15 protein-coding genes are annotated in these 18,330 nt (G+C 56.0%); 14 read left to right on the top strand and 1 reads right to left on the bottom strand.

All coding sequences use genetic code 11. The annotated features are described in order from the left end of the window. Positions 1-19: 19 nt before the first annotated feature. The 13 genes from ACKUG4_RS11985 to ACKUG4_RS11925 all read left to right on the top strand — a co-directional run bounded on the left by ACKUG4_RS11985 (position 20) and on the right by ACKUG4_RS11925 (position 16,919). On the top strand, positions 20-2,074 hold the full coding sequence (locus ACKUG4_RS11985; protein WP_445434067.1) for a type VI secretion system Vgr family protein: 2,055 nt from the start codon (positions 20-22) through the stop codon (positions 2,072-2,074). 51 nt (positions 2,075-2,125) lie between these two features. Beyond that, positions 2,126-4,927 (top strand): glycoside hydrolase family 19 protein, encoded by a 2,802-nt coding sequence (locus ACKUG4_RS11980; protein WP_064600453.1) that lies wholly within the window; start codon positions 2,126-2,128, stop codon positions 4,925-4,927. Beyond that, entirely contained in the window at positions 4,924-5,856 is a 933-nt protein-coding gene (locus ACKUG4_RS11975) for a tetratricopeptide repeat protein (RefSeq protein ID WP_445434066.1), read from the top strand. The genes ACKUG4_RS11980 and ACKUG4_RS11975 overlap by 4 nt, the downstream gene beginning before the upstream one ends. A gap of 37 nt (positions 5,857-5,893) precedes the next feature. After that, positions 5,894-6,355, top strand: a complete 462-nt coding sequence (locus tag ACKUG4_RS11970) for an XAC2610-related protein (RefSeq protein ID WP_064600452.1) — start codon at positions 5,894-5,896, stop codon at positions 6,353-6,355. A 20-nt stretch (positions 6,356-6,375) separates the two neighbouring features. Beyond that, positions 6,376-7,740, top strand: a complete 1,365-nt coding sequence (locus ACKUG4_RS11965) for a lysozyme inhibitor LprI family protein (protein WP_064600451.1) — start codon at positions 6,376-6,378, stop codon at positions 7,738-7,740. Positions 7,741-7,878: 138 nt separating this feature from the next. After that, positions 7,879-9,273 (top strand): TIGR01777 family oxidoreductase, encoded by a 1,395-nt coding sequence (locus tag ACKUG4_RS11960; protein WP_445434065.1) that lies wholly within the window; start codon positions 7,879-7,881, stop codon positions 9,271-9,273. A gap of 9 nt (positions 9,274-9,282) precedes the next feature. Further along, positions 9,283-11,733 (top strand): PEP-utilizing enzyme, encoded by a 2,451-nt coding sequence (locus tag ACKUG4_RS11955; protein ID WP_445434064.1) that lies wholly within the window; start codon positions 9,283-9,285, stop codon positions 11,731-11,733. A gap of 53 nt (positions 11,734-11,786) precedes the next feature. Beyond that, entirely contained in the window at positions 11,787-12,518 is a 732-nt protein-coding gene (locus ACKUG4_RS11950) for a hypothetical protein (protein ID WP_445434063.1), read from the top strand. Between the two features lie 208 nt (positions 12,519-12,726). Beyond that, positions 12,727-13,104: a hypothetical protein gene (locus tag ACKUG4_RS11945; RefSeq protein WP_445434062.1), complete on the top strand. Its 378-nt coding sequence runs from the start codon at positions 12,727-12,729 to the stop codon at positions 13,102-13,104. Positions 13,105-13,122: 18 nt separating this feature from the next. Continuing rightward, a complete protein-coding gene (locus ACKUG4_RS11940) occupies positions 13,123-13,989 on the top strand; it encodes a tetratricopeptide repeat protein (RefSeq protein ID WP_445434061.1) in 867 nt (288 codons plus the stop codon). Positions 13,990-13,991: 2 nt separating this feature from the next. Next, a complete protein-coding gene (locus ACKUG4_RS11935) occupies positions 13,992-14,747 on the top strand; it encodes a lysozyme inhibitor LprI family protein (RefSeq protein WP_445434060.1) in 756 nt (251 codons plus the stop codon). Between the two features lie 89 nt (positions 14,748-14,836). Further along, on the top strand, positions 14,837-15,802 hold the full coding sequence (locus ACKUG4_RS11930) for a hypothetical protein (protein WP_445434059.1): 966 nt from the start codon (positions 14,837-14,839) through the stop codon (positions 15,800-15,802). Between the two features lie 28 nt (positions 15,803-15,830). After that, on the top strand, positions 15,831-16,919 hold the full coding sequence (locus tag ACKUG4_RS11925) for a hypothetical protein (RefSeq protein WP_445434058.1): 1,089 nt from the start codon (positions 15,831-15,833) through the stop codon (positions 16,917-16,919). Between the two features lie 62 nt (positions 16,920-16,981). Here the strand turns inward: ACKUG4_RS11925 and ACKUG4_RS11920 are convergent, their stop codons facing one another. Continuing rightward, positions 16,982-17,350: a DUF6124 family protein gene (locus ACKUG4_RS11920; RefSeq protein WP_085612088.1), complete on the bottom strand. Its 369-nt coding sequence runs from the start codon at positions 17,348-17,350 to the stop codon at positions 16,982-16,984. Between the two features lie 587 nt (positions 17,351-17,937). On the opposite strand from ACKUG4_RS11920, the gene ACKUG4_RS11915 reads away from it, so the two are divergent. After that, on the top strand, positions 17,938-18,321 hold the full coding sequence (locus ACKUG4_RS11915; protein ID WP_096817262.1) for an SCP2 sterol-binding domain-containing protein: 384 nt from the start codon (positions 17,938-17,940) through the stop codon (positions 18,319-18,321). Positions 18,322-18,330 lie beyond the last annotated feature (9 nt).

Raw genomic sequence — 18,330 nt, 5'->3', positions numbered from 1 at the left:
TTCGAACAGGGAGCACTTTATGTTCAACCCAGCTAACGAAACGCACTTCAGCCTGACTGTTGAAGATTACGTAGGCGACCTGCAAGTCCTGTCGTTCACCGGCACCGAAGGCATCAGCCAGCCGTTCCGTTTCGACATCGAACTGGTCAGCGAAAACCCGGATCTGGACCTGGAAAAGCTCCTGCACAAACAGGCCTTCCTCGCCCTCGATCCGCAGGGCTCGGGCATCCACGGCCAGATCTACCGCGTCGCCCAGGGCGATGCCGGCAAACGCCTGACCCGCTACAAGGTTTCGCTGGTGCCGCAGCTGCAATACCTGCATCACCGCACCAACCAGCGCATCTACCAGCAGATGTCGGCGCCGAAAATCATCGCGCTGATCCTCGACGAGCACGGCATCAAGGGCAACGCCTACAGCTTCCAGCTCAGCCAGCCGTGCCCGGATCGCGACTACTGCGTGCAGTACGACGAAACCGACCTGCACTTCGTCCAGCGTCTGTGCGAAGAAGAAGGCATTCACTACCACTTCCAGCACAGCAAGAAAGGCCATCTGCTGGTGTTCGGCGATGACCAGACCGTGTTCCCGAACCTCGGCCAACCGACCGCGTATGTGCAGGGCAGCGGCATGGTCGCCGAAGAACCGGTGATCAAAGGCTTCAAGCTGCGCCTGGAAACCCGCACCAGCCGCACAACGCGCCGCGACTACGATTTCGAAAAGCCGCGCCTGCAAATGGAAGCGGCCTACAAACCAGACGGCGCTCTCGATAGCAAAGACGCTGAACCGGATCTGGAAGACTACGACTACCCTGGCCGTTTCATCGATCGCGCGCGCGGCAAGTTCCTCAGCCAGCGCGCCCTCGAACGTCATCGCGCCGACTACCGTCAGGCCGAAGGTCGCGGCGATCAGACCAAACTGGTCAGTGGCCATTTCATGGAAATGTCCGACCACCCGCGCAGCGAGTGGAACGACCTGTGGCTGCTCACCGAAATCTTCCACGAAGGCAAACAGCCACAAGTCCTCGAAGAATCGGTGACCAGCGACACCACCGACAACAAGGACGACTTCCACCAGGGCTACCGCAACCGCTTCCTCGCCACCCCGTGGGACGTGTTCTACCGCCCGGCCCTGGAACACCCGAAACCCCGCGTGCTCGGCAGCCAGACCGCGATGGTCACCGGACCCAAAGGCGAAGAAATCCACTGCGACCAGTACGGCCGCATCAAGGTGCAATTCCACTGGGACCGCGAAGGCCTGGCCGACGACAAAACCAGCTGCTGGCTGCGCGTCTCCAGCTCCTGGGCCGGCGACCGCTATGGCGCCATCTCCATCCCGCGCATCGGCATGGAAGTCCTCGTCACCTTCCTCGAAGGCGACCCGGACCAACCGCTGGTCACCGGCTGCCTGTACCACAAGGAAAACCCGGTGCCCTACGCCCTGCCGGCGAACAAAACCCGCAGCGTCTTCAAAACCCTCAGCTCCCCGGGCGGCGGTGGCTACAACGAACTGCGCATCGAAGACAAAAAAGGCGCCGAACAAATCTTCATCCACGCCCAGCGCGACTGGGATGAAAACGTCGAGCACGACCAGAAAATCCGTGTCGGGAATGAACGTCACGACACCGTAGTGAAGAACACCTACACCGAGCTCAAGGCTGAAGAACACCGCACCACGATTTCCGATCGTAAAGTCGAAGCGCGGATGGACGACCACCTGACTATTGGTGAGAGCCAGCATGTGAAGCTCGGGACGGCGCAACTGACCAGTGTCGGGAAAGAGATTCACATCAAGGCGGGGGACAAGATTGTCATTGAGGCTGGGACTGAGCTGACGATTCTCGGCGGCGGCAGTTTCATCAAGCTCGATGGCGGTGGTGTGACGGTGGTTGGGCCGGTGGTGAAGATTAATGCTGGCGGGTCGGCTGGCTCGGGGACCGGGATCGGGATTAAGCCGCCGGTGCTGCCGGGGGCGGCGGATAAGGATAAGGCGGGGAGTTTGATGGATCAGGCGTTGTTGAATGCGCCTGAAGAACAGGCCAAACGCAAGCCAAAACGCATGCTCAATTTTTCCGGTTAAGACATCGACGGCAATCCAAGCCACCAGGGATCAGAATTTAGGTAATTGGTAATGACAGAGACAACGAACAAAATTCAAAAATGGTCGTATCCCCTGAAAGTTGGAACAGCTGAAGCGACCGATCCGCAGCAGTTCTACAAAGCGTTAGCTAAAGCGAAGGATGGTTACTACCCATTGGGGGCCAATGGTCTTTGGCATGGTGGTGTTCATTTCGATGAAGCTTCGGGGTTGGTGAAGGATCTGACGGAGGTCAGGTGCATCGCTGATGGAGAAGTCGTCGCCTACCGTATTGACGAGAAATATCCGACTTCGGATTTTGGCTCGACGCACTCGGTTTATTCGACGGGGTTTGTGCTGGTTAAGCATCGACTTGAGTTACCGGCACCTCCGGCGCCTGCAGCCGGGGCGGCCCCGGCAAGCTCGCCAGTGGCAGGGCCAAGCCTGACGTTTTTCAGCCTCTATATGCACTTGCTGGATTGGGAGGGTTACAAAGCGAACCCTACGCTTAAAGACCGGCCGGGCTTTTGGGGAAAGGGGCTTTATGAAGTTAAGGCCAATGCTCCAGACAAGCCTTTGGGTATCCGGATGCGAAGTGGTAACGCCGGGCACTTTCCCGTCTTGGCAGTTTTGCCCCGGGGGACGACCGTGGTTACACAACCTGCCCCAGCGAATCAAATGTGGGTTGCGGTTATCAGCGTTAGTCCTGAAATCGCAGGCTTGCCTGCGGGCGGATGGGTATATAAGGGGCAATTGAAAGACTTGGGAGGTGGCAAGTATTTTGTGGGTAACGAAGCTCAAGATCCTGTCCCTGGAGGCGCTCAGCACGGAGCGAATATCCGCGGCGCCCATACCAGCGGCCTCCCGCTTAGCCACTTACCAGCAGGCGCACAAGTACGGCTTGGTGACGAAGCGACACCTAACAACTTTCGTAAACTCGCCGAAATCGTCAGTGGCCAGGCGACTCCGGCCTTAGCGCCCGGCGCGGATGGGAAGCTTCCTGGGTTTATTTGGTTGCAGTCACTTACGCCAAAGAGTGAGCCGCACAGCCCAATGGGAGATGTTGTTGTTCTCTCTCCGACATACAAGATCAAAGCTGGTGAGATTCTGGGGCATGTTGGCAAGTATCAGAACCATTCAGATGCAGCTCCGAAGAATCTCTTGCACCTAGAGGTTTTCAGCTGTGAGGATGTGAAGGCGTTCACTGAGCAGAGTAAAGCTAAAGCCGCAGGGGCCCCCGTCGCTGAGAAATCGATAGTCAAAATACCTGTAGGCACCAAGCTTATTACCCACGTGCAAGGTATGAACGCTACAAATCCTCCTAAAGCATCAGACGCTGGGAATGATGTGGGGTACGATTTTTATGTCCCTGTAGGATTGCTGGAGACGCTACCTGCGGACAAAAAAATAAAACAAACAGTCACAATGGGGCAGTCAACGACAACCACGTATTGGTGGCGTCTAGATGGTCTTTTGGGGGACAAGGACGGTAACGGGATTGATGGGTGGTTTGCGGAGCAAGACATAGTCATTTCGCGACATTCACCATTTGAGTGGAATGGCTTCGATTTTATCGAAGAGACCACCAGCAACGCTGATCACTTTGCAGCGTTTTTACATGCCCAAGAGAATCTCAGTGAGCAGGAGCGTGAAGGCTATTTGCCAAACGTGGAGGCGGCTATTGCGGGTTCCGTTAACGAGAAGCTGTATAAAATACTTGATCGGGACGGGGATAAAAAAATCGCCCCGACTGAGATTGCAGAAGCATTGAACAAACCTTGGTTCTCTCAGCCAATATCGCAAATGGTCACCCGTTATGAAAATGAGTGGGACTTTAAAAAAGATAAGTGGGATGCCCTAGACGAAATAATTGGGCATAGCGATTCTGAACCCCATGAAGAATGGGTAGAAGAAAAGGCGCGAATTGAGAAGCTAAGTTGGTGGAGCAAGCTGTTGGGTCAGCATGGAATTACCAGCAATGCGAGTGTGCAACATATTCATCCTATTGGGCTAATTTCGTCATTTGCACATGCAGGTGGTTGTAGCTGCTCGGATACCATTACTAAAGATCAAATGAAATTGATCGATCCTTCAGCGACTCAGGCTAATATTGATAAATATACAGATCTTTTAGGTGAGATGTTTGAGAGGTCTGGGGTAGCTAAGTGTATAAGTAAGGCGCATATCCTTGCGCAAATGCTGCACGAGAGCGGACATCTGCACTACACAGTAGAAGGTCTCGACCCAGATAAACCTTTGCCTACATATCACCCTTACATTGGTCGTGGTCTTATGCAAATTACCCATAGAGTCAATTATGAGGCCTATGGGCAGTTTGCCGGTGAGAGTTTTATAGGTGCGCCAAATTATAACAAACTCGGTCAGTTGCCGCATAGCGTACTGTCGGCGGGATGGTATTGGGTTGACTATAAAAAAATACTCACGCACTCGGATGCCGATGATTTTATATATTGCACGATTTTAGTGAATGGTGGTTTGAACCATTATGATGAAAGATTGTTGTTTTTGAACAATGCTTTGAAAGCCTTGGATATTAAAGGTTGTGCGAAGTTGAATAAATCTGGCGCCTATGATTTGCTCGATAGCAAGGCATATAATAAAGCTAAGTTTTCCTTTGCTTGGGGTCTGTGGAGCGATCCCGCGGGTGGAAAAGCTGGGAAGACACCGGATGCTGCGCAAGCAATAATCGGATATAAAAGGTTCTTGGATTTATATAACTCGGACTCGTCTGTTAGTGGTAATACCAATACCACTTACTATGCGTCAGGACGAATAGCATCGGTAGCTAAACAGTACGCGGAAGCGCGTATCGTCGCACTTGGGGGGACCTTATGATCAAAGTAGCTGTTTTTTTTATTCTCACGTTCATGGCAACAGCGGCAAGTGCGAGCTCTGGCTGCGAGGCTGACCTGAATGGAGATGGAATCTGCGATCCGTATAGTGTTAGCCCACTCGAGGATGACGGCACAATTTCGCGAATCACTATCGATATTGGCGGGAGTAATAAGTCTGTTTCGGGAAATTTTGAGCTTGGAGACGGTGGGTTGTCTGTAGGTTATTTACCAAGTGAATTCTCGTTGCTGCTGGATTTTTATACTCGTAATACAGATCTCACGCAGTTCAGTTTTAAATGGAGTTCTGCGCAGCAAGATTGGGTTCTCTATAAAAAATCTACTTGGGTGGAGCCTAGTAGAGATGAAAAATATACCTTGAGTGGTGAGAAGGCGCCAATTGAATTGCTATTTCCTCAGCAATTTAATGTTCAGCGTATAGCGTGTTGCACTTTGTTTTCTCAATTCTCAGAAAGTGCACCGAATTTTAGCTATTTGAGTGATGAGACTCAGCTTGCAGAAATCAGGAAAGACTTCAAATATATCCTTAGCAAGCTTCCTCAGGGTGAAAAAGGAGAATTATTTTATGGGCTCGATGATAGCGGGAATAAGGTAAGGCGGAACATTCCCCAAGAGCTGGTGTATGAGCTGACTTTGATTGTTGCTGATGATAATGTCGGACCTTTAAATGACTATGCTTATTATTTGTATCGCAGCAAAAACAATGTTTTAGCTGCTTTGCTTTTGAGGGAGATTCATAAAAAATTCCCGGAGAGAGTCGTTGCAACACTAAATTTGGCAGATGCCTATTGGGATATAGGAATGAGGTCCGACGCATGTCCGCTTTATAAGGAATACATCGCGCAAATGACAAAAAACGGAAAAGGTGGACGTATTTCACAGGCGGCGAAATCTCGGGAAAACTGCAATTGAGACGAGCCGCGTTTTTCAGTGAAAGTTAGGCAAGTACATGCAATTCAAAAATCTAGCGGTACCACTGCTCGGCTTGATGTGGACCCTCCAGGCGTTTGCCGAGACGTCGACGTTCAGCCCAACCCAAGGCGTCGAGGCGGCGCTGGTTCTCGAAGGCTCCACGCTGAACATCGCGGTTAAAGGCGAAACGCATAACGAGTCGCGGACAATCGATTTTCAAGCCGAAAACGAACTCCATGTGCAGGTCGATGATTTCAATTTTGACGGCGCCAAGGATTTCGCGGTCCGGCAGCTCGATGACGGCATGGGCACTTACGACTACTACCGGGTATTCATTTACCAAGCCAGAACGGGCACCTTCAAAGAGTTACAGCCGGACTGTGGCGATGGCTTCGTTAATTTGCGTGTCGATAAAAAACGTAAAGCTTTGCTCAGCACCTATTGGGAAATGAACATAGCCAAGCAATGCGTCACCCGGTTCGCCAAACGCAAAGCCTGAATGACTCAAGGAAGAACATAGTGAAACGTTTTGTTTTTACCCTGCTGGCCGTGCTGCTGCCTGTTTCAGCAGTGTATGCGCAGGATGGCTGCAGCAATGTCACCTCTAGCCTGGAAATGGTGCCGTGCTCGGAGGCGGCGAAGAAGGCTGCCGATACGCAGCTGAACGTCAGCTACAAGCAATTGATGGCGCGGCTTGAGTCTGACTATCGAGCAGATCCGGCATTGGGCGCGGAGTACGCGGCGAAGGTTAAAGAGTCGCAACGTGCATGGCTGAAGTTGCGCGATGCGAATTGTCCGTTGGAGGCATTCGAGATCGAGACGGGGATGCCAGCGCATGTGTTCGCGGTCAACTCGTGCATCGCCAGAATGAGTCGCGAACGCTCGGCGTATCTGGACAAGATCGTCCCTGCTCTTGCATCCGACAAGAGTACTTCGACAGCGCCGGCCAACGGCGCTTGTCCTTCGGAGGAGTTCCCTGCTTTCCTGACAGCCTTTTCCGCCAGCAGTGAATTACAGCGCCGTCTCACTGCGATGACGGTCAAGTCGCTTGTTTTGAAGCCGGTAGCAGGCAAGGACCGTAGTACCTTTGAGCCTTCGACCTCGGGCGTCAGCGGAGCTTCCTTCACCTACCCGCTGATGGCCGCCATCACACCCGGCAAGACACCTGGAGTCGAGATTGAAGAGGTCGATGACAGTCACGTCAACGTGGTCGATAAGCGGGCGGGCAACAGCAATGTGAAAATCTTCAACTTCTCTCGTCAGGCATGTTGGGTGCTTGAGGGGATTGAGGATTGGTCAGTGAGTGAGAAGGATCTTGTCGCAACTCGTAACCCCGGAATGAGCCGCGCTGAGAATTTCTGCGAACAGCGTGCTGAAGCTTTAGGAGGGTTAGGTTTTCTTGAGCAATACCCTCTGACTGGGGAGTTGATTGAAGCGTCTCTGGAAAACTATGTCTGTGCAGCAGAGTCGGGTGACCCACAGGCGAGTCTCTCAGCGGCAAGCTTGAGCCTTTCGCAGATGGCGTCTCAGTTGGAAACGAGCAAGGTTGAGGCGTTGTTCAAAGCGGCCTCGAAAATACCGAGTGGTGCGTTGGGCTATGCCACGTTTCTTTGTTCAGGAAACTCCACCGACTATAACGGTCCTTGTCTTCATCCCAAGCAGGCAGAAGAGCAGGTCATTCGAGCAATCAACATGGGCTCCATAGAGGGAATGAGTTATCTGGCTTCTACCTTTGAGGGTGGCGAGTTGGGAACAAAGGATATGTCCCGAGCATTAGCCTGTTATCAAATGGCGGCTGACAAAGGTCATCGGTTGAGCATCGACAACGTGGCGCGATTGAAGTCGCAAGGTCCAGAGCCGATCAAGGCGAGCCACTGCATTTGAATTTCGGGTTCATGCTTGATGCGCTTCCGCACTTGTTGGGCGTGAGCCTGTCACGGTAAACGTTTAACGCTTGTGCATCTGACAACCCCCATTTTCCTTTAAACTCCCCGCCCTCAAGGAACGCGCTCAGGACACGGAATGCCAGCCCCCTCTTTCTCTCTTCGCTCCGCGATGGTGCTTTGGCTGTATGCCGCCGCGATCGTGCATGTGCTCGCCGGTCTCACGCTGACCTGGGCCGGTCATTCCGGATTACTCGACGGCTATTTGCACACCCTCGAACTCGCGTTCTGGGGCGCCGATGCGGTCCCTGCCGCCGGTCACGAACTGCAGGTCTGGTGGCTCGCACTGTTCGGCGCGACGCTGCAAAGTTATTCGCTGTACATGCTTGCGTTGGTGCACCTCGGCAACCGTCTTAAAACTCCCGCAATTTGGGGATGGTTGATGGCGGGCGTGCTGTTATGGGCGCCGCAGGACATGTGGCTTTCAGCTCAACAACAGGTCTGGTCGCATCTGTGGCTCGACGGTTTTGCGTTGCTGGTGCTGTTGCCGCCGCTGATCTGGTTGCTGCTCCATGATCGTCGGAAGTCTCCGCCAGAAAGGGCCGTGAGCAAATCCAACCCGTTTGCCGGCGGCGCCTACAAGCGGGTACTGATCACCGGTGGCACCGGGTTTATCGGTGAAGCCGTAGTCAATCAATTACTCGATGCCGGCCACACCGTCAGCGTGTTGGCGCGTGATCCGCTGAAAGCGGCGAACCTGTTCGACGGTCGCGTCCGCTGTGTACGGTCGTTGAGCGAACTCGGCCGTGACGAACCCTTCGACGTAGTGATCAACCTCGCCGGCGCACCGGTCGCCGGTCCACGCTGGAGCCCCGAGCGGCAGGCGCAATTGCTCGCCAGTCGGGTCAACACCACTGAAGCGTTGATGACCTGGCTGAAAAACGCCAGGCACAAACCGGCGCTGTGGATTCAGGCCTCGGCCATCGGTTTTTACGGCGTGCGCGATGCCAGCGAAAGCCTCGATGAACAAGCCAGCAAGGGCGACGGTTTCATGGCCGAGCTCTGTGCGCGTTGGGAGGCTTCGGCGCAACCCGCCACGCAGTTTGGCGTGCGTCAGGTGGTGCTGCGCCTCGGCGTGGTGTTTGGTCCGGGCGGTGCGCTGCTGCCGTTGCTGATTCCGTTTCGCCTGGGTTTCGGCGGGCGCATGGGTGATGGTCAGCAGATCATGAGCTGGGTGCATCGCGACGATGTGATTCAGGTGATCGCTCGATCCTTCCACGATGAAAATTTGCGCGGCACCTACAACATGGTCGCGCCTGAAACCGTCAGTCAGGCAGCCTTCGCCGAGAGCGTCGGCAAAGTCCTCAAGCGTCCGGTGTGGTTCCACATTCCTGCAGCGCCGGTGCGTGCGTTGGCCGGGGAAATGGCTCAGCTGTTCTTCGACGGTCAGCGTGTGGTGCCGCAGCGTTTGAGCGAGGCGGGCTACACGTTCCGCTATCCGACTCTCGACGCCGCGCTGCGCGATCTGGCCTGAGGATCGCCCATGAGCAAGCCCCTGATGTACTTGCTGGCCGGCAACGGCAGCGCCGCCGATTGGTGGGATGACGCGCTGTCGCATTTTCAGCGTTACACCGTGGTGCCGCTGGAGCTGCCGGGCTTCGGCACCAACCCGCAGCCTCCCTGCGATGATCTGGCGGCTTACGCGCAGTCCTTGTTGGCGATGACGCAAAAGGGCAGCGCGATCATGGCCGTCGGGGTCAACGCGTTGCTGGTGCTGCATGCGCTGCAACGTCGGCCCGGACATTTTTCTCGCAGTGTGTTGCTGGCGCCGGTAGGCGCCTTTTTGTGGCAGCGCCGATTGCCGGCGCTGATGTCACCGCTGCCGATCCGCAAGTCCATTCATTGGCTGCTGTCGAACAAACCCACGCTGTTCGCCCGCAAGTTCTCCAACCAGACCTGGACGCCCGCGCAGTATCAGCGCATGGGCGCCGGCTATGCGCGCTGCCGTGCGTTTGTGCCGCACTGGGATCTGATCCGTGCCGACACCGCGCTGCCATTGTTGGAGTGGATCACCGACTCGGTCGAGCTGGTCTGGGGCGATCAGGACAAGGTGCTCGGCATCGAACAAGCCGCCGCGTGGTCAGCGATTCTTGCGCGTGCAGACCTGACCATCAGCCTCAAACCCGGTTGGGGCCATTACCCGTGGATCGACGCGCCCGCGCAGTTTGCGCAGTGGCTGGAGTCGGGCGAGCGCGGGTTTGTCGCGCACACCAAGGGCGGGCGTTTGCGTCTGGCGGAACTGGCCCGGCAACCGGTGCCGGCGGCGCTGACCCTCAATGATTGCAACGACCCGCGACTACCGAGCTTCCTCGCCAGCCAACCACAGGCGATCTGGGCGGTGCGTTCCTCCAGTTACGGCGAAGATCAGGCCGACTCGGCAAATGCCGGTTTAAGCACGACCTACCTGCGCGAGCCGAGCGCCAACGTGCCGGCGCGCATTGCGGAGCTGACAGCAGAAGGTGTCGAGGAAGTGGTGGTGCAGCGCTTCATCATGCCGCAGGTGTCGGGCATCGCGTTTGTGCGTCATCTGTCGGTGGAACTCGAATGGGTTGAAGGTCATCTTGAGTCCCTTGCCGACGGTCAGATCAGCCCGGAACGAGCGACGCTTTCGCGGCTCGGCGATGCCTGGCGCAGTGGCACGTTCACGGCAACCCATGGTTTGACCGAAGACGTGCTGTGGTGCTTTCTCCAGGATGTCTTGCGGGTGTTCCACTATGTGCCGGGCGATGTCGAATGGGCCTGGGACGGTACGCAACTGTGGCTGCTGCAATACCGGCCGATCAGCGACTACGGCTGGCGCCGGCACCTGACGGCCGCCAACATCGCCGAGATCCTGCCTCCGCAACCCAGCGTGCTGGTGGAGTACGCCCAGCGCCGGGCCGCCGCGAGTATTCCGGCGATCATGGCCCGTTGGGATGCGCGGGTGTTGCAGGACAACGAGCCGTTCACGGCGGTATTTGGCGGCGCGTCCTACATCAACAACGACCTGTTTCTCGCACGCTTGGCCGACTGGGGCATCAGCGCCAGCAACTATGCAGGTGAAGTCGGCGGCGCGACTCCGCATCTGCCGTGGCGACCGCTGCGGATGTTGCGTTCGCTGCCGTTGTTTTTGCGCATGCAACGTATCGCTCGCGGTCATTTGCTGAGCCTTGAGCACGGCTTGCAGCGCTTCGACCGGGAGCTGACCGACCTCGTCGCCCAAGGTGCTGACGGTCAGCAACTGGCCGACTGGTTCACCCGGTTCTATGTGTTCGTGGTGCAGGGCAATTTGTGCATCGCCACGGCGCTGGCCAGCAGTGGCGGGGACTGGCTGGGCCGACCGCCCACCGCTTACGACAACCTGGAAAACAGCCCCCATCGACTGCCGTGGGAGACCGATCCGGCCACACCTCGACCCGCGTCGAGCGCGTTGCCATTACAGGCGTTCCCGCAATGGTCAGGGCTGATTCGCCTCGCTCATTCAACCGGCCTGCCGGGCCTGCGTGGTTACTACCTGCAAGTGCGCGAGTGGTATCGCGACAACCTGATGCGCATCTTCTTCCGCCTGCATCACGCCATGCCACTGGCGGATCGCGAACATTGGTTTGCGCCGCACCCGGACATCCGCACGCGCGACGGCAGCTTCTGGCAGGACGGCCGCGAAGGTGCCGAACAAGCCACCGGATTCATGATTTACCCGGGGCAGGTGCGGGGCATTCTTGGCGAAGACATCTTGTTGGAAGACACCCTCGATCCCGGGCGCCACGCGCACTATCAGGCCGCGCGGGCGGTGATTGCGCGGATGGGCGGGCGGTTGTCGCATGGTTCGACGTTGTTGCGGGAATTGCGCAAACCGTCGGCGGTGATGCCGCAGGTGGATCTGGCGTGGGTGGGGTGTGAGGTGCTGTACCTCGATGGTGAGCTAGAGCTGATCAATCCTGCGAACAAAGGATGAGCCGACTGCTGTCAAGAAATGGTCGATAACGTTATGCATAGGGATATGGATTGATGGGTTTGATCAAGCCTTCATGGCTGCTGGGTTCGCTACTCGGCTGTATTGCTCTGGTACAGACGGCCGTCGCTGCCGATGCCATTGCGGTCGGCAATAAGTCGGGCCTGTCAGCTGTTGCACACGGCCCTGTCCAGGCAGCTGTCGAACTGGATTCATGCCGGTTCTCCATGCCGCTGTTACAGGATCAATGGCTGACGTTCGAAAGCTTTTATCTGGTGTTCGTCGCGGGCAAACAACTGCCCACTCGGGCCAACGCACCTGGCATGTGGCAGGCGGAAACGTCGAGTGGCTATGACTGGCATTTCGAGAAGTCCGGTAACTTGAGCCAGCCGTGGTTTGGCGCGGTGTGTGAAAGCGCTGATAGCTTCTCCTTGCTGACCGCCCGGAAGCCTCCGGAAAATGACTCCATCGCGCTGCAAGTCCTGCGTGATGACAACGACCGTAGATGCCCGGCAACCCTGACCGATCACGGCTGGGAGCCTACGTCGCTGGCAGGGCCCAAGAACAGATACACCTTCGAGACATTAGGTGGAGAGAAGTCTTCGGGTTTTATCTTCGGTTTTCATGACAAGTCACGACGCCACATCACTCGCGTCGCGTTTTGCCTGCTGCGCGGCGAAAGCGTGTTGATCGGCTCGGCGGAATCAGGCTCGGCCACCCCGTTGGCGATCAGCGCCGAAGGATTTGAACAAATCAAAACAGCGGTGCGCAGCATGGCTTTTGAGTAAGCCTGCGATGACCGAACGGAGTTACAGCGTGGCGGCAGCACCCTGTGCGGCGAAGTGCTGGATGCGCACACGGGGAAGGTTGTTGGCGGGTTGCCGAATGCATACGAAAGCCGCTACAGAACCCGCTACTTCGAGTTTGTGAACAATGAGTTCCGGCTGCTGACGTTCAAAGACTTGTGAGCGCCGCCGTTTGATTAAGGATGATTGGATGAACCGCTTTTCCATTCGGCCCATGCTGAGTGCACTTCTACTGTTGCCCCTCATCTACGCCATTCCGGCAACTGCCGAAGCCGGGAGTTGCTACGGCTATCTCACCGAAATGGTCAGGAGCAGCAACTTCCCGTTCCGCTATGTCGGCAAGGACAAGGTCAACCTGCTGATTGATGAAGACGACGGTGAAACCGTGCAAGCCCAGTTGCTCTTTGATACGGACGGCACCGGCACTATCGGCTGGATCAAATACACCCCGGCCACTCGGGTGCTGCTCAATACCTCGGCTGAACTGGAAGAGCCGGTGGAACTGTCATTCGATGCCAAATTCGCCGATGGCTACGCAAATTGTCTGGCTGGACAACACGCCGGTTAACGGCAAAAGGGAATTTTCATGAATCAGCATCTTTTCGCGGGCAGCCTTAAGTGGGTATCGATGGTCGGCTGTCTGTTCGGTGCTATGAGCGCCTTTGCCGAGGCCCCGTCAATAGTTGGTATCAGCGGGCACACGGTGTCGTTTCGGGCTACAGAATGGACGATGCCCGGTGTGGATTCGGCGACTGCATGGTTCACCGCCAATGGTAAAACCTTCCCGCTCTTTGGCGCCGATATTGGCGCCGATGGGCACTCCAATATGCTCAGTCCTGACAAGAAAACCTTGCTGCTCGACCCGGTGATTTTCGGCATGTTGTCGGACGAAAACGGTGAAGAGAAGCTAGTGTCGCAACAGCATTGCACGGTTATCTCAATGGAGACCGGTTGCGTGCTGGCTGATCGTTCGGCCACTTTTTGTGTCGGCCAGTGGAAGGGCAATCAATGGGTCACCGACGACGGCGAAGTGCTCACTCCCGCCCTGGAGACGAGGTCTCCAAAGGACTTGCTGAAACATGTCACAAGTAACGAACTGGCGCAGTCCCGAGCAGAGTCCATCGAATGGGGTCTGGTCTTTTTAAGTCCAGAGTCCTACATGGCGTGTCATCCCCCGGCGCAAAATGTTCAGGCCTATAACGACCTGGGCTTTTACTTGGCCGAGGGCGGCAAAGATGAGCTTGCACTGAAGTTCTATCGCGGCGTTGAGGCCGCCGGAAAACGCACAGTGTTGATGTTGAATATCGCCGACTCGCTCTGGCGCCTTGATCGCAAAGACGAAGCGCAGCGCTATTACAGCCAGTACCGCGACGCGATGAGCGCCGACGGTAAGGCGCAGAAAATACCTCAACGTGCAGTTGAGCGATCCGTCATTCAGGGAATGAAACATTGAACATGTTTGTGCGCTTTATGGCTTTGTCCTTTGGATGCCTGTTTGCCTCTTTCGCAATTGCCGATGACAACTGCAAAGAGATTTCCGTGAGCTCACAGGTTGATCGCTGCGTGGAGGCGGCCCGCAAGGAAGCCGATTCACAGCTCAATGCCAGCTACCAGAAACTGCTGGCGCGATTTGAGTCTCAGCAACGGACCGACCCGGAGCAGGGCAAAGCGCTGGTTGCCATGGCCAGAGAATCCCAGCGCGCCTGGATCAAACTGCGCGACACCACGTGCCCGCTCGAAGCCGCTGAAATTGAGCCGGGGATGGCTGCGCATGTCACGACCATCAACAACTGCGTGGCCAGAATGAGCCTGGAGCGTGCTGCTTATCTGGACACGATCGTCGCTGACGAGCCGGGAAATGTGGTTGATCTCAACAAGGTGTTCCTGTCCGGTTCCCAGCGCTTCGGCGATGTCGTGGCACGTTATGTCAGCACCTTTGGCAGTCCTTGTTTGACTGTTCAGATTCTGGCGCCTAACGGCGGTTGGAGAGTGCTTTCCTCCAAGCGGTTTTGCAGTTTTGACGGCAAATCGTTTTGGAATGGTTATGCCAGCGCATTGTTTGAGGATCATGCATTTGCTGCTGATGGCTTGCACCTGAGGCTCAGCTTGTTCGAGCTTCGTGGAGATGGAGAGAAGCGCCTGACCTGCATGATTCCGATTCAGAACGAGCAGATCAAAGAGCTGAAATGCGGTGCACCTGAATCATCGTGAGGCCACTCGCGTTGGTTTTTTGAAGATTGATCAATTTGTCGATCAACAAGGAAGTAATGGAAGTGACCAGGTTCTCAAGTTGTGTGTGCATGCTCGTATCGATCATCGGTTTTACAGCACAACCGGCAGCAGCTGATGACCTGCAAACCATCAAGCAAATGCATCCGCCGGTGGTGGCATCAGTGGGCGAGCAGAAGATCACCGTGTTGTTTTTGAAGAACACGCTCAAGGGTCAGACGACAGGCGCCTACGTTCCCGGTGGTGAGGTTTTTTACTCGACGATGAGTCCCACGAAGCCGGAACTCTCGTTTGTGGCGCCGCTCATGGGTGATGAAATCGCGTCGGTGTTTTTCTTTGAACGCAAATTTCCTGAGCAAGCGGGGAAATCCCTGTACGTGCTCACGAAGCTAAAAGAGTCATACGGTAACTTTGAAGGCTACACCTATTGGACGCTGGAATTGCCGCTCATCAAGCAGGGGGAACAGTTGTCTTTGCGGTTTTTCCGCGGTGATCCACCAGACCCCGAATTGCAGAACTGTCGCGACGGCCGAGACCTTGAGCATGGCGTCGATGTCGTGTGTGCCTACAAGGATGCAGCGAGTATCAAAAAGCGTCTGGCAGACCTTGATGCAAAGATCATTGCCGATTCGAAACTGCAAAAGGAGATCCGCCAGACAGCGTTAAAGACCGACGATGACGTGACCAGTGTTGCTTGCCCCTCACCCAACTTTTCAACGTTCCTCTCAGCCTTCTCTGAACGCGCGGACGTGCAGAAAGCCTTCGTCCAGCAGCCGCTGAAAATGGTCACGACCGTGGCCGGTGATCCCGAGCCCGAGATGCAAAAAAGCAGCCTCAGCGGCGATCAGCTCAAGTTCCCGATTATCCCGGATCTGGCGAAGCGAGAGGCCCAGGGCCTGACGCTGACCGTCAAGGAAGAGCAGGGTGATCACGCCGTCGCCATCCTGCAGAAACCGGATACCGATTATGTCTTCGAGTATCGGTTTGTTCGTGGGCAATGCTGGCGGCTGGAAGAAGTGATGGATTACTCGCTTTGAAACAGGTGGCAAGTTGAAAAGATTAGGCTTGATCGCGTTATTGCTGTGTTCTTTCTCTGCGGGGGCGGGGCCGATGTTCCCGTCTCTCACGTCGTGCAGGGACGTTGGCAGCGACTGTGCGCTGGCGCTGAAGGACAACTTTCTGGTGGACTCACACTCCGGGCAGCGTCTCTCCGAGATGGAGGAACCGGCAGGGGCGATGAGTGGCTTTTGGCTGTACCGAGATGGTGAACGCTACATCCTTCAGGAAGAAAACTACTCCCAGGCGAAGTCGCGTCGTTGGCTGGTTTTCACCTACGACAGCGGCAAAGTGGTGCTCGACGGCGCTTATGTTTTCTCGATCGACATTGATATGAACACCGGGCCCTACTGGCATGGCTATGACTGCCGAGGTGATGCCAAGCCGCTTGCCGTGTCAACGAAAGACTCGTTCAGTGAAGTCGCCTTGGAGGCGTTATGCGGGGAGGCCGAAGGCTGGGTCGTCTCGGGCGGGGATGCCAAGGTGCCGGTGTCGGCCAAGGGGCTGGCCGTCAGTGTTCCCGTTTATCACGCCCGCAACCGTGAGGGGTCAGCGACGTACCTGTTTGCTGAAAGCGATGTCCCGGATCTTTCGAAACTGGTTTGCCTGTCCAACTGTGCTGATGTCGCGCAAACGCCGGAGCGCGTTTCTCAGGAGACGGCGCTGTTGAAGGGCGGGCAGGATGAAACGTTGTGCTCGGATGACGAAGACATCTACTTCAGCTGCCCTTTGGAGGGCGGCAAGACGGTTTCCGTTTGTGCGCGGGGAAACAGCAAGCCCACGGCCGGTTCTGTTCAGTATCGCTACGGTGTGCCGGGGAACATCGAGATGGTCTACCCGAAGAACGCTACGCCACCCAAGGGCAAATTCTTTGTTGTAGATGCGTCGGAAGGCAGCGTGAACCTGAACATCATCAAGTTCAAAAGCGGTGCGTATACCTACCTCGTTAGTCAGGCCTTCGTGAGTTTTCTGACAGTGCTCAAGGAGGACAAAGTTGTATTCAGGCAGCGATGCGACTCAGGAAGTTATTCCTTCATAAACCGGGCGGCGCTTCTTGGGTTGGAGTCGCGACCCAAAAGCGCAGAGGACTTTCGCTAGTCGCTGCTGCCGAAGATCAGGAAAGGGGACTCAACGTCCCCTTTTTGCCGCCCGCGATTCAGCTACGGCTTGGCTTGATACTCCCGAAACTCAATGTGATCGAGCGTGCCTTCCACCATCAATCGAACGCCGTCCGCCATTCTGCTAAGGCCCAGCGCCATCGAGCGGCGGGGGCCGTCGAGGTCGTCGGCCAGGTTGGCGGCGAAGGCGCTGATGGAGAGCAGGTCTTCGGAGGCGTTGGCCATGAGGGCTTCGGCGTCGGCGTTGGGGCAGAGGGCGAACAGGCCGCCCAGGCGTTTGGGGCGTGGGGTGGTGGGTTTGAAATGGTGGTCGAGGGCGCGTTCGGCGGCTTCGTGGAGTTTCTTCGAATCGGGAGATTCGTAGGGGGAGGTTTCTGGGATTTCAGGAGGGTTGGGTGTTGGTTTGATCATTGGAATTTACCGATTGATGGAGCTAGCAACCTCTCGCTTGCACTTCGAATGAGGTGGCAGCTGTGTATAGGTGTGCAAGACCGGTAATCGATAAACCCGGCAGACCCGAAGATCTCCCACACACAGCCGCCATAACGATTCGCGAGCATAAGAAAACACTCGGTGAATGGCTATAACTGATGTGCATCGATTCCGGACTTGCACGTCCGAGTCACCGATTTTGCGGTGATGGAAAGAGGTTATCGATGAACCCCAAGCACGCCTAGTTCATGGACAGCACCGCAGTTTGAAGGACATTTCCCAAGGATTTGCGAGGTAGATGATCAAAAGATCGTGGCCTTCGGCAGCTCCTACAGGAATGTGTTTCTTCAGGTGTAGGACGGGGGGATGGTGTGACGCGGAGCGTCACGGGAGGCATTCCCACGCGGAGCGTGGGAACGATCAGGCTCAAGGGTTTGGAAGCGTGACTTGGTAGTCATCATGCGAGAAAAGTCCTGCATCGTCTTCTATCAATCCAGGATAGTGGCGAATCCAGCCGAATCCCTTACACTCCCCCAGCCGTTCATTTTCCTTTTGAGGCTGTGCGCATGAAATTTCGTTTTCTTCTGTGGATGCTGGGTCTGTTGATGGGTAAGGCCAGTCGGACAAATCCTGCGTTCCAGCAGCAGTTGGGTGACAAGGATCTGGTGTTTCAGCTGCAGACTCTGGATGGGAAAGTGGCGCGGCATTTCGTGGTGAAGGACCAGCGCATTACCAGCAAGTCCGGGGTGGTGGCGGAGCCGGCGTTTGCGATTGCCTTTAAAGACGCGGCGTTCGGGTTTGCCACGATGCAGGCGAAGAACAAGCAGCTGGCGTTCATGCAGGGGATTCAGGACAAGTCGATCCAGCTCAAGGGGAATCCGGCGCTGGTGATGTGGTTTCAGGGGTTGATGAAGTATTTGAAGCCTAGGAAGGCCAAGCCAAAGGCATAGGGCTTTCAG

The organism is Candidatus Pseudomonas auctus (assembly GCF_048654275.1).
GTDB lineage: Bacteria > Pseudomonadota > Gammaproteobacteria > Pseudomonadales > Pseudomonadaceae > Aquipseudomonas > Aquipseudomonas pharyngis.
The sequence above is the reverse complement of the archived record's forward strand: the minus strand, read 5'-3'. Positions and strand labels throughout refer to the sequence as shown.

Excerpts from the sequence above, each read along its gene's own strand:
- ACKUG4_RS11915 (WP_096817262.1), top strand. The coding sequence starts at position 17,938 with ATGAAATTTCGTTTTCTTCTGTGGATGCTGGGTCTGTTGATGGGTAAG.
- ACKUG4_RS11975 (WP_445434066.1), top strand. The coding sequence starts at position 4,924 with ATGATCAAAGTAGCTGTTTTTTTTATTCTCACGTTCATGGCAACAGCG.
- ACKUG4_RS11980 (WP_064600453.1), top strand. The coding sequence starts at position 2,126 with ATGACAGAGACAACGAACAAAATTCAAAAATGGTCGTATCCCCTGAAA.
- ACKUG4_RS11940 (WP_445434061.1), top strand. The coding sequence starts at position 13,123 with ATGAATCAGCATCTTTTCGCGGGCAGCCTTAAGTGGGTATCGATGGTC.
- ACKUG4_RS11985 (WP_445434067.1), top strand. The coding sequence starts at position 20 with ATGTTCAACCCAGCTAACGAAACGCACTTCAGCCTGACTGTTGAAGAT.
- ACKUG4_RS11935 (WP_445434060.1), top strand. The coding sequence starts at position 13,992 with ATGTTTGTGCGCTTTATGGCTTTGTCCTTTGGATGCCTGTTTGCCTCT.
- ACKUG4_RS11955 (WP_445434064.1), top strand. The coding sequence starts at position 9,283 with ATGAGCAAGCCCCTGATGTACTTGCTGGCCGGCAACGGCAGCGCCGCC.
- ACKUG4_RS11920 (WP_085612088.1), bottom strand. The coding sequence starts at position 17,350 with ATGATCAAACCAACACCCAACCCTCCTGAAATCCCAGAAACCTCCCCC.
- ACKUG4_RS11960 (WP_445434065.1), top strand. The coding sequence starts at position 7,879 with ATGCCAGCCCCCTCTTTCTCTCTTCGCTCCGCGATGGTGCTTTGGCTG.
- ACKUG4_RS11945 (WP_445434062.1), top strand. The coding sequence starts at position 12,727 with ATGAACCGCTTTTCCATTCGGCCCATGCTGAGTGCACTTCTACTGTTG.
- ACKUG4_RS11950 (WP_445434063.1), top strand. The coding sequence starts at position 11,787 with ATGGGTTTGATCAAGCCTTCATGGCTGCTGGGTTCGCTACTCGGCTGT.
- ACKUG4_RS11930 (WP_445434059.1), top strand. The coding sequence starts at position 14,837 with ATGCTCGTATCGATCATCGGTTTTACAGCACAACCGGCAGCAGCTGAT.
- ACKUG4_RS11970 (WP_064600452.1), top strand. The coding sequence starts at position 5,894 with ATGCAATTCAAAAATCTAGCGGTACCACTGCTCGGCTTGATGTGGACC.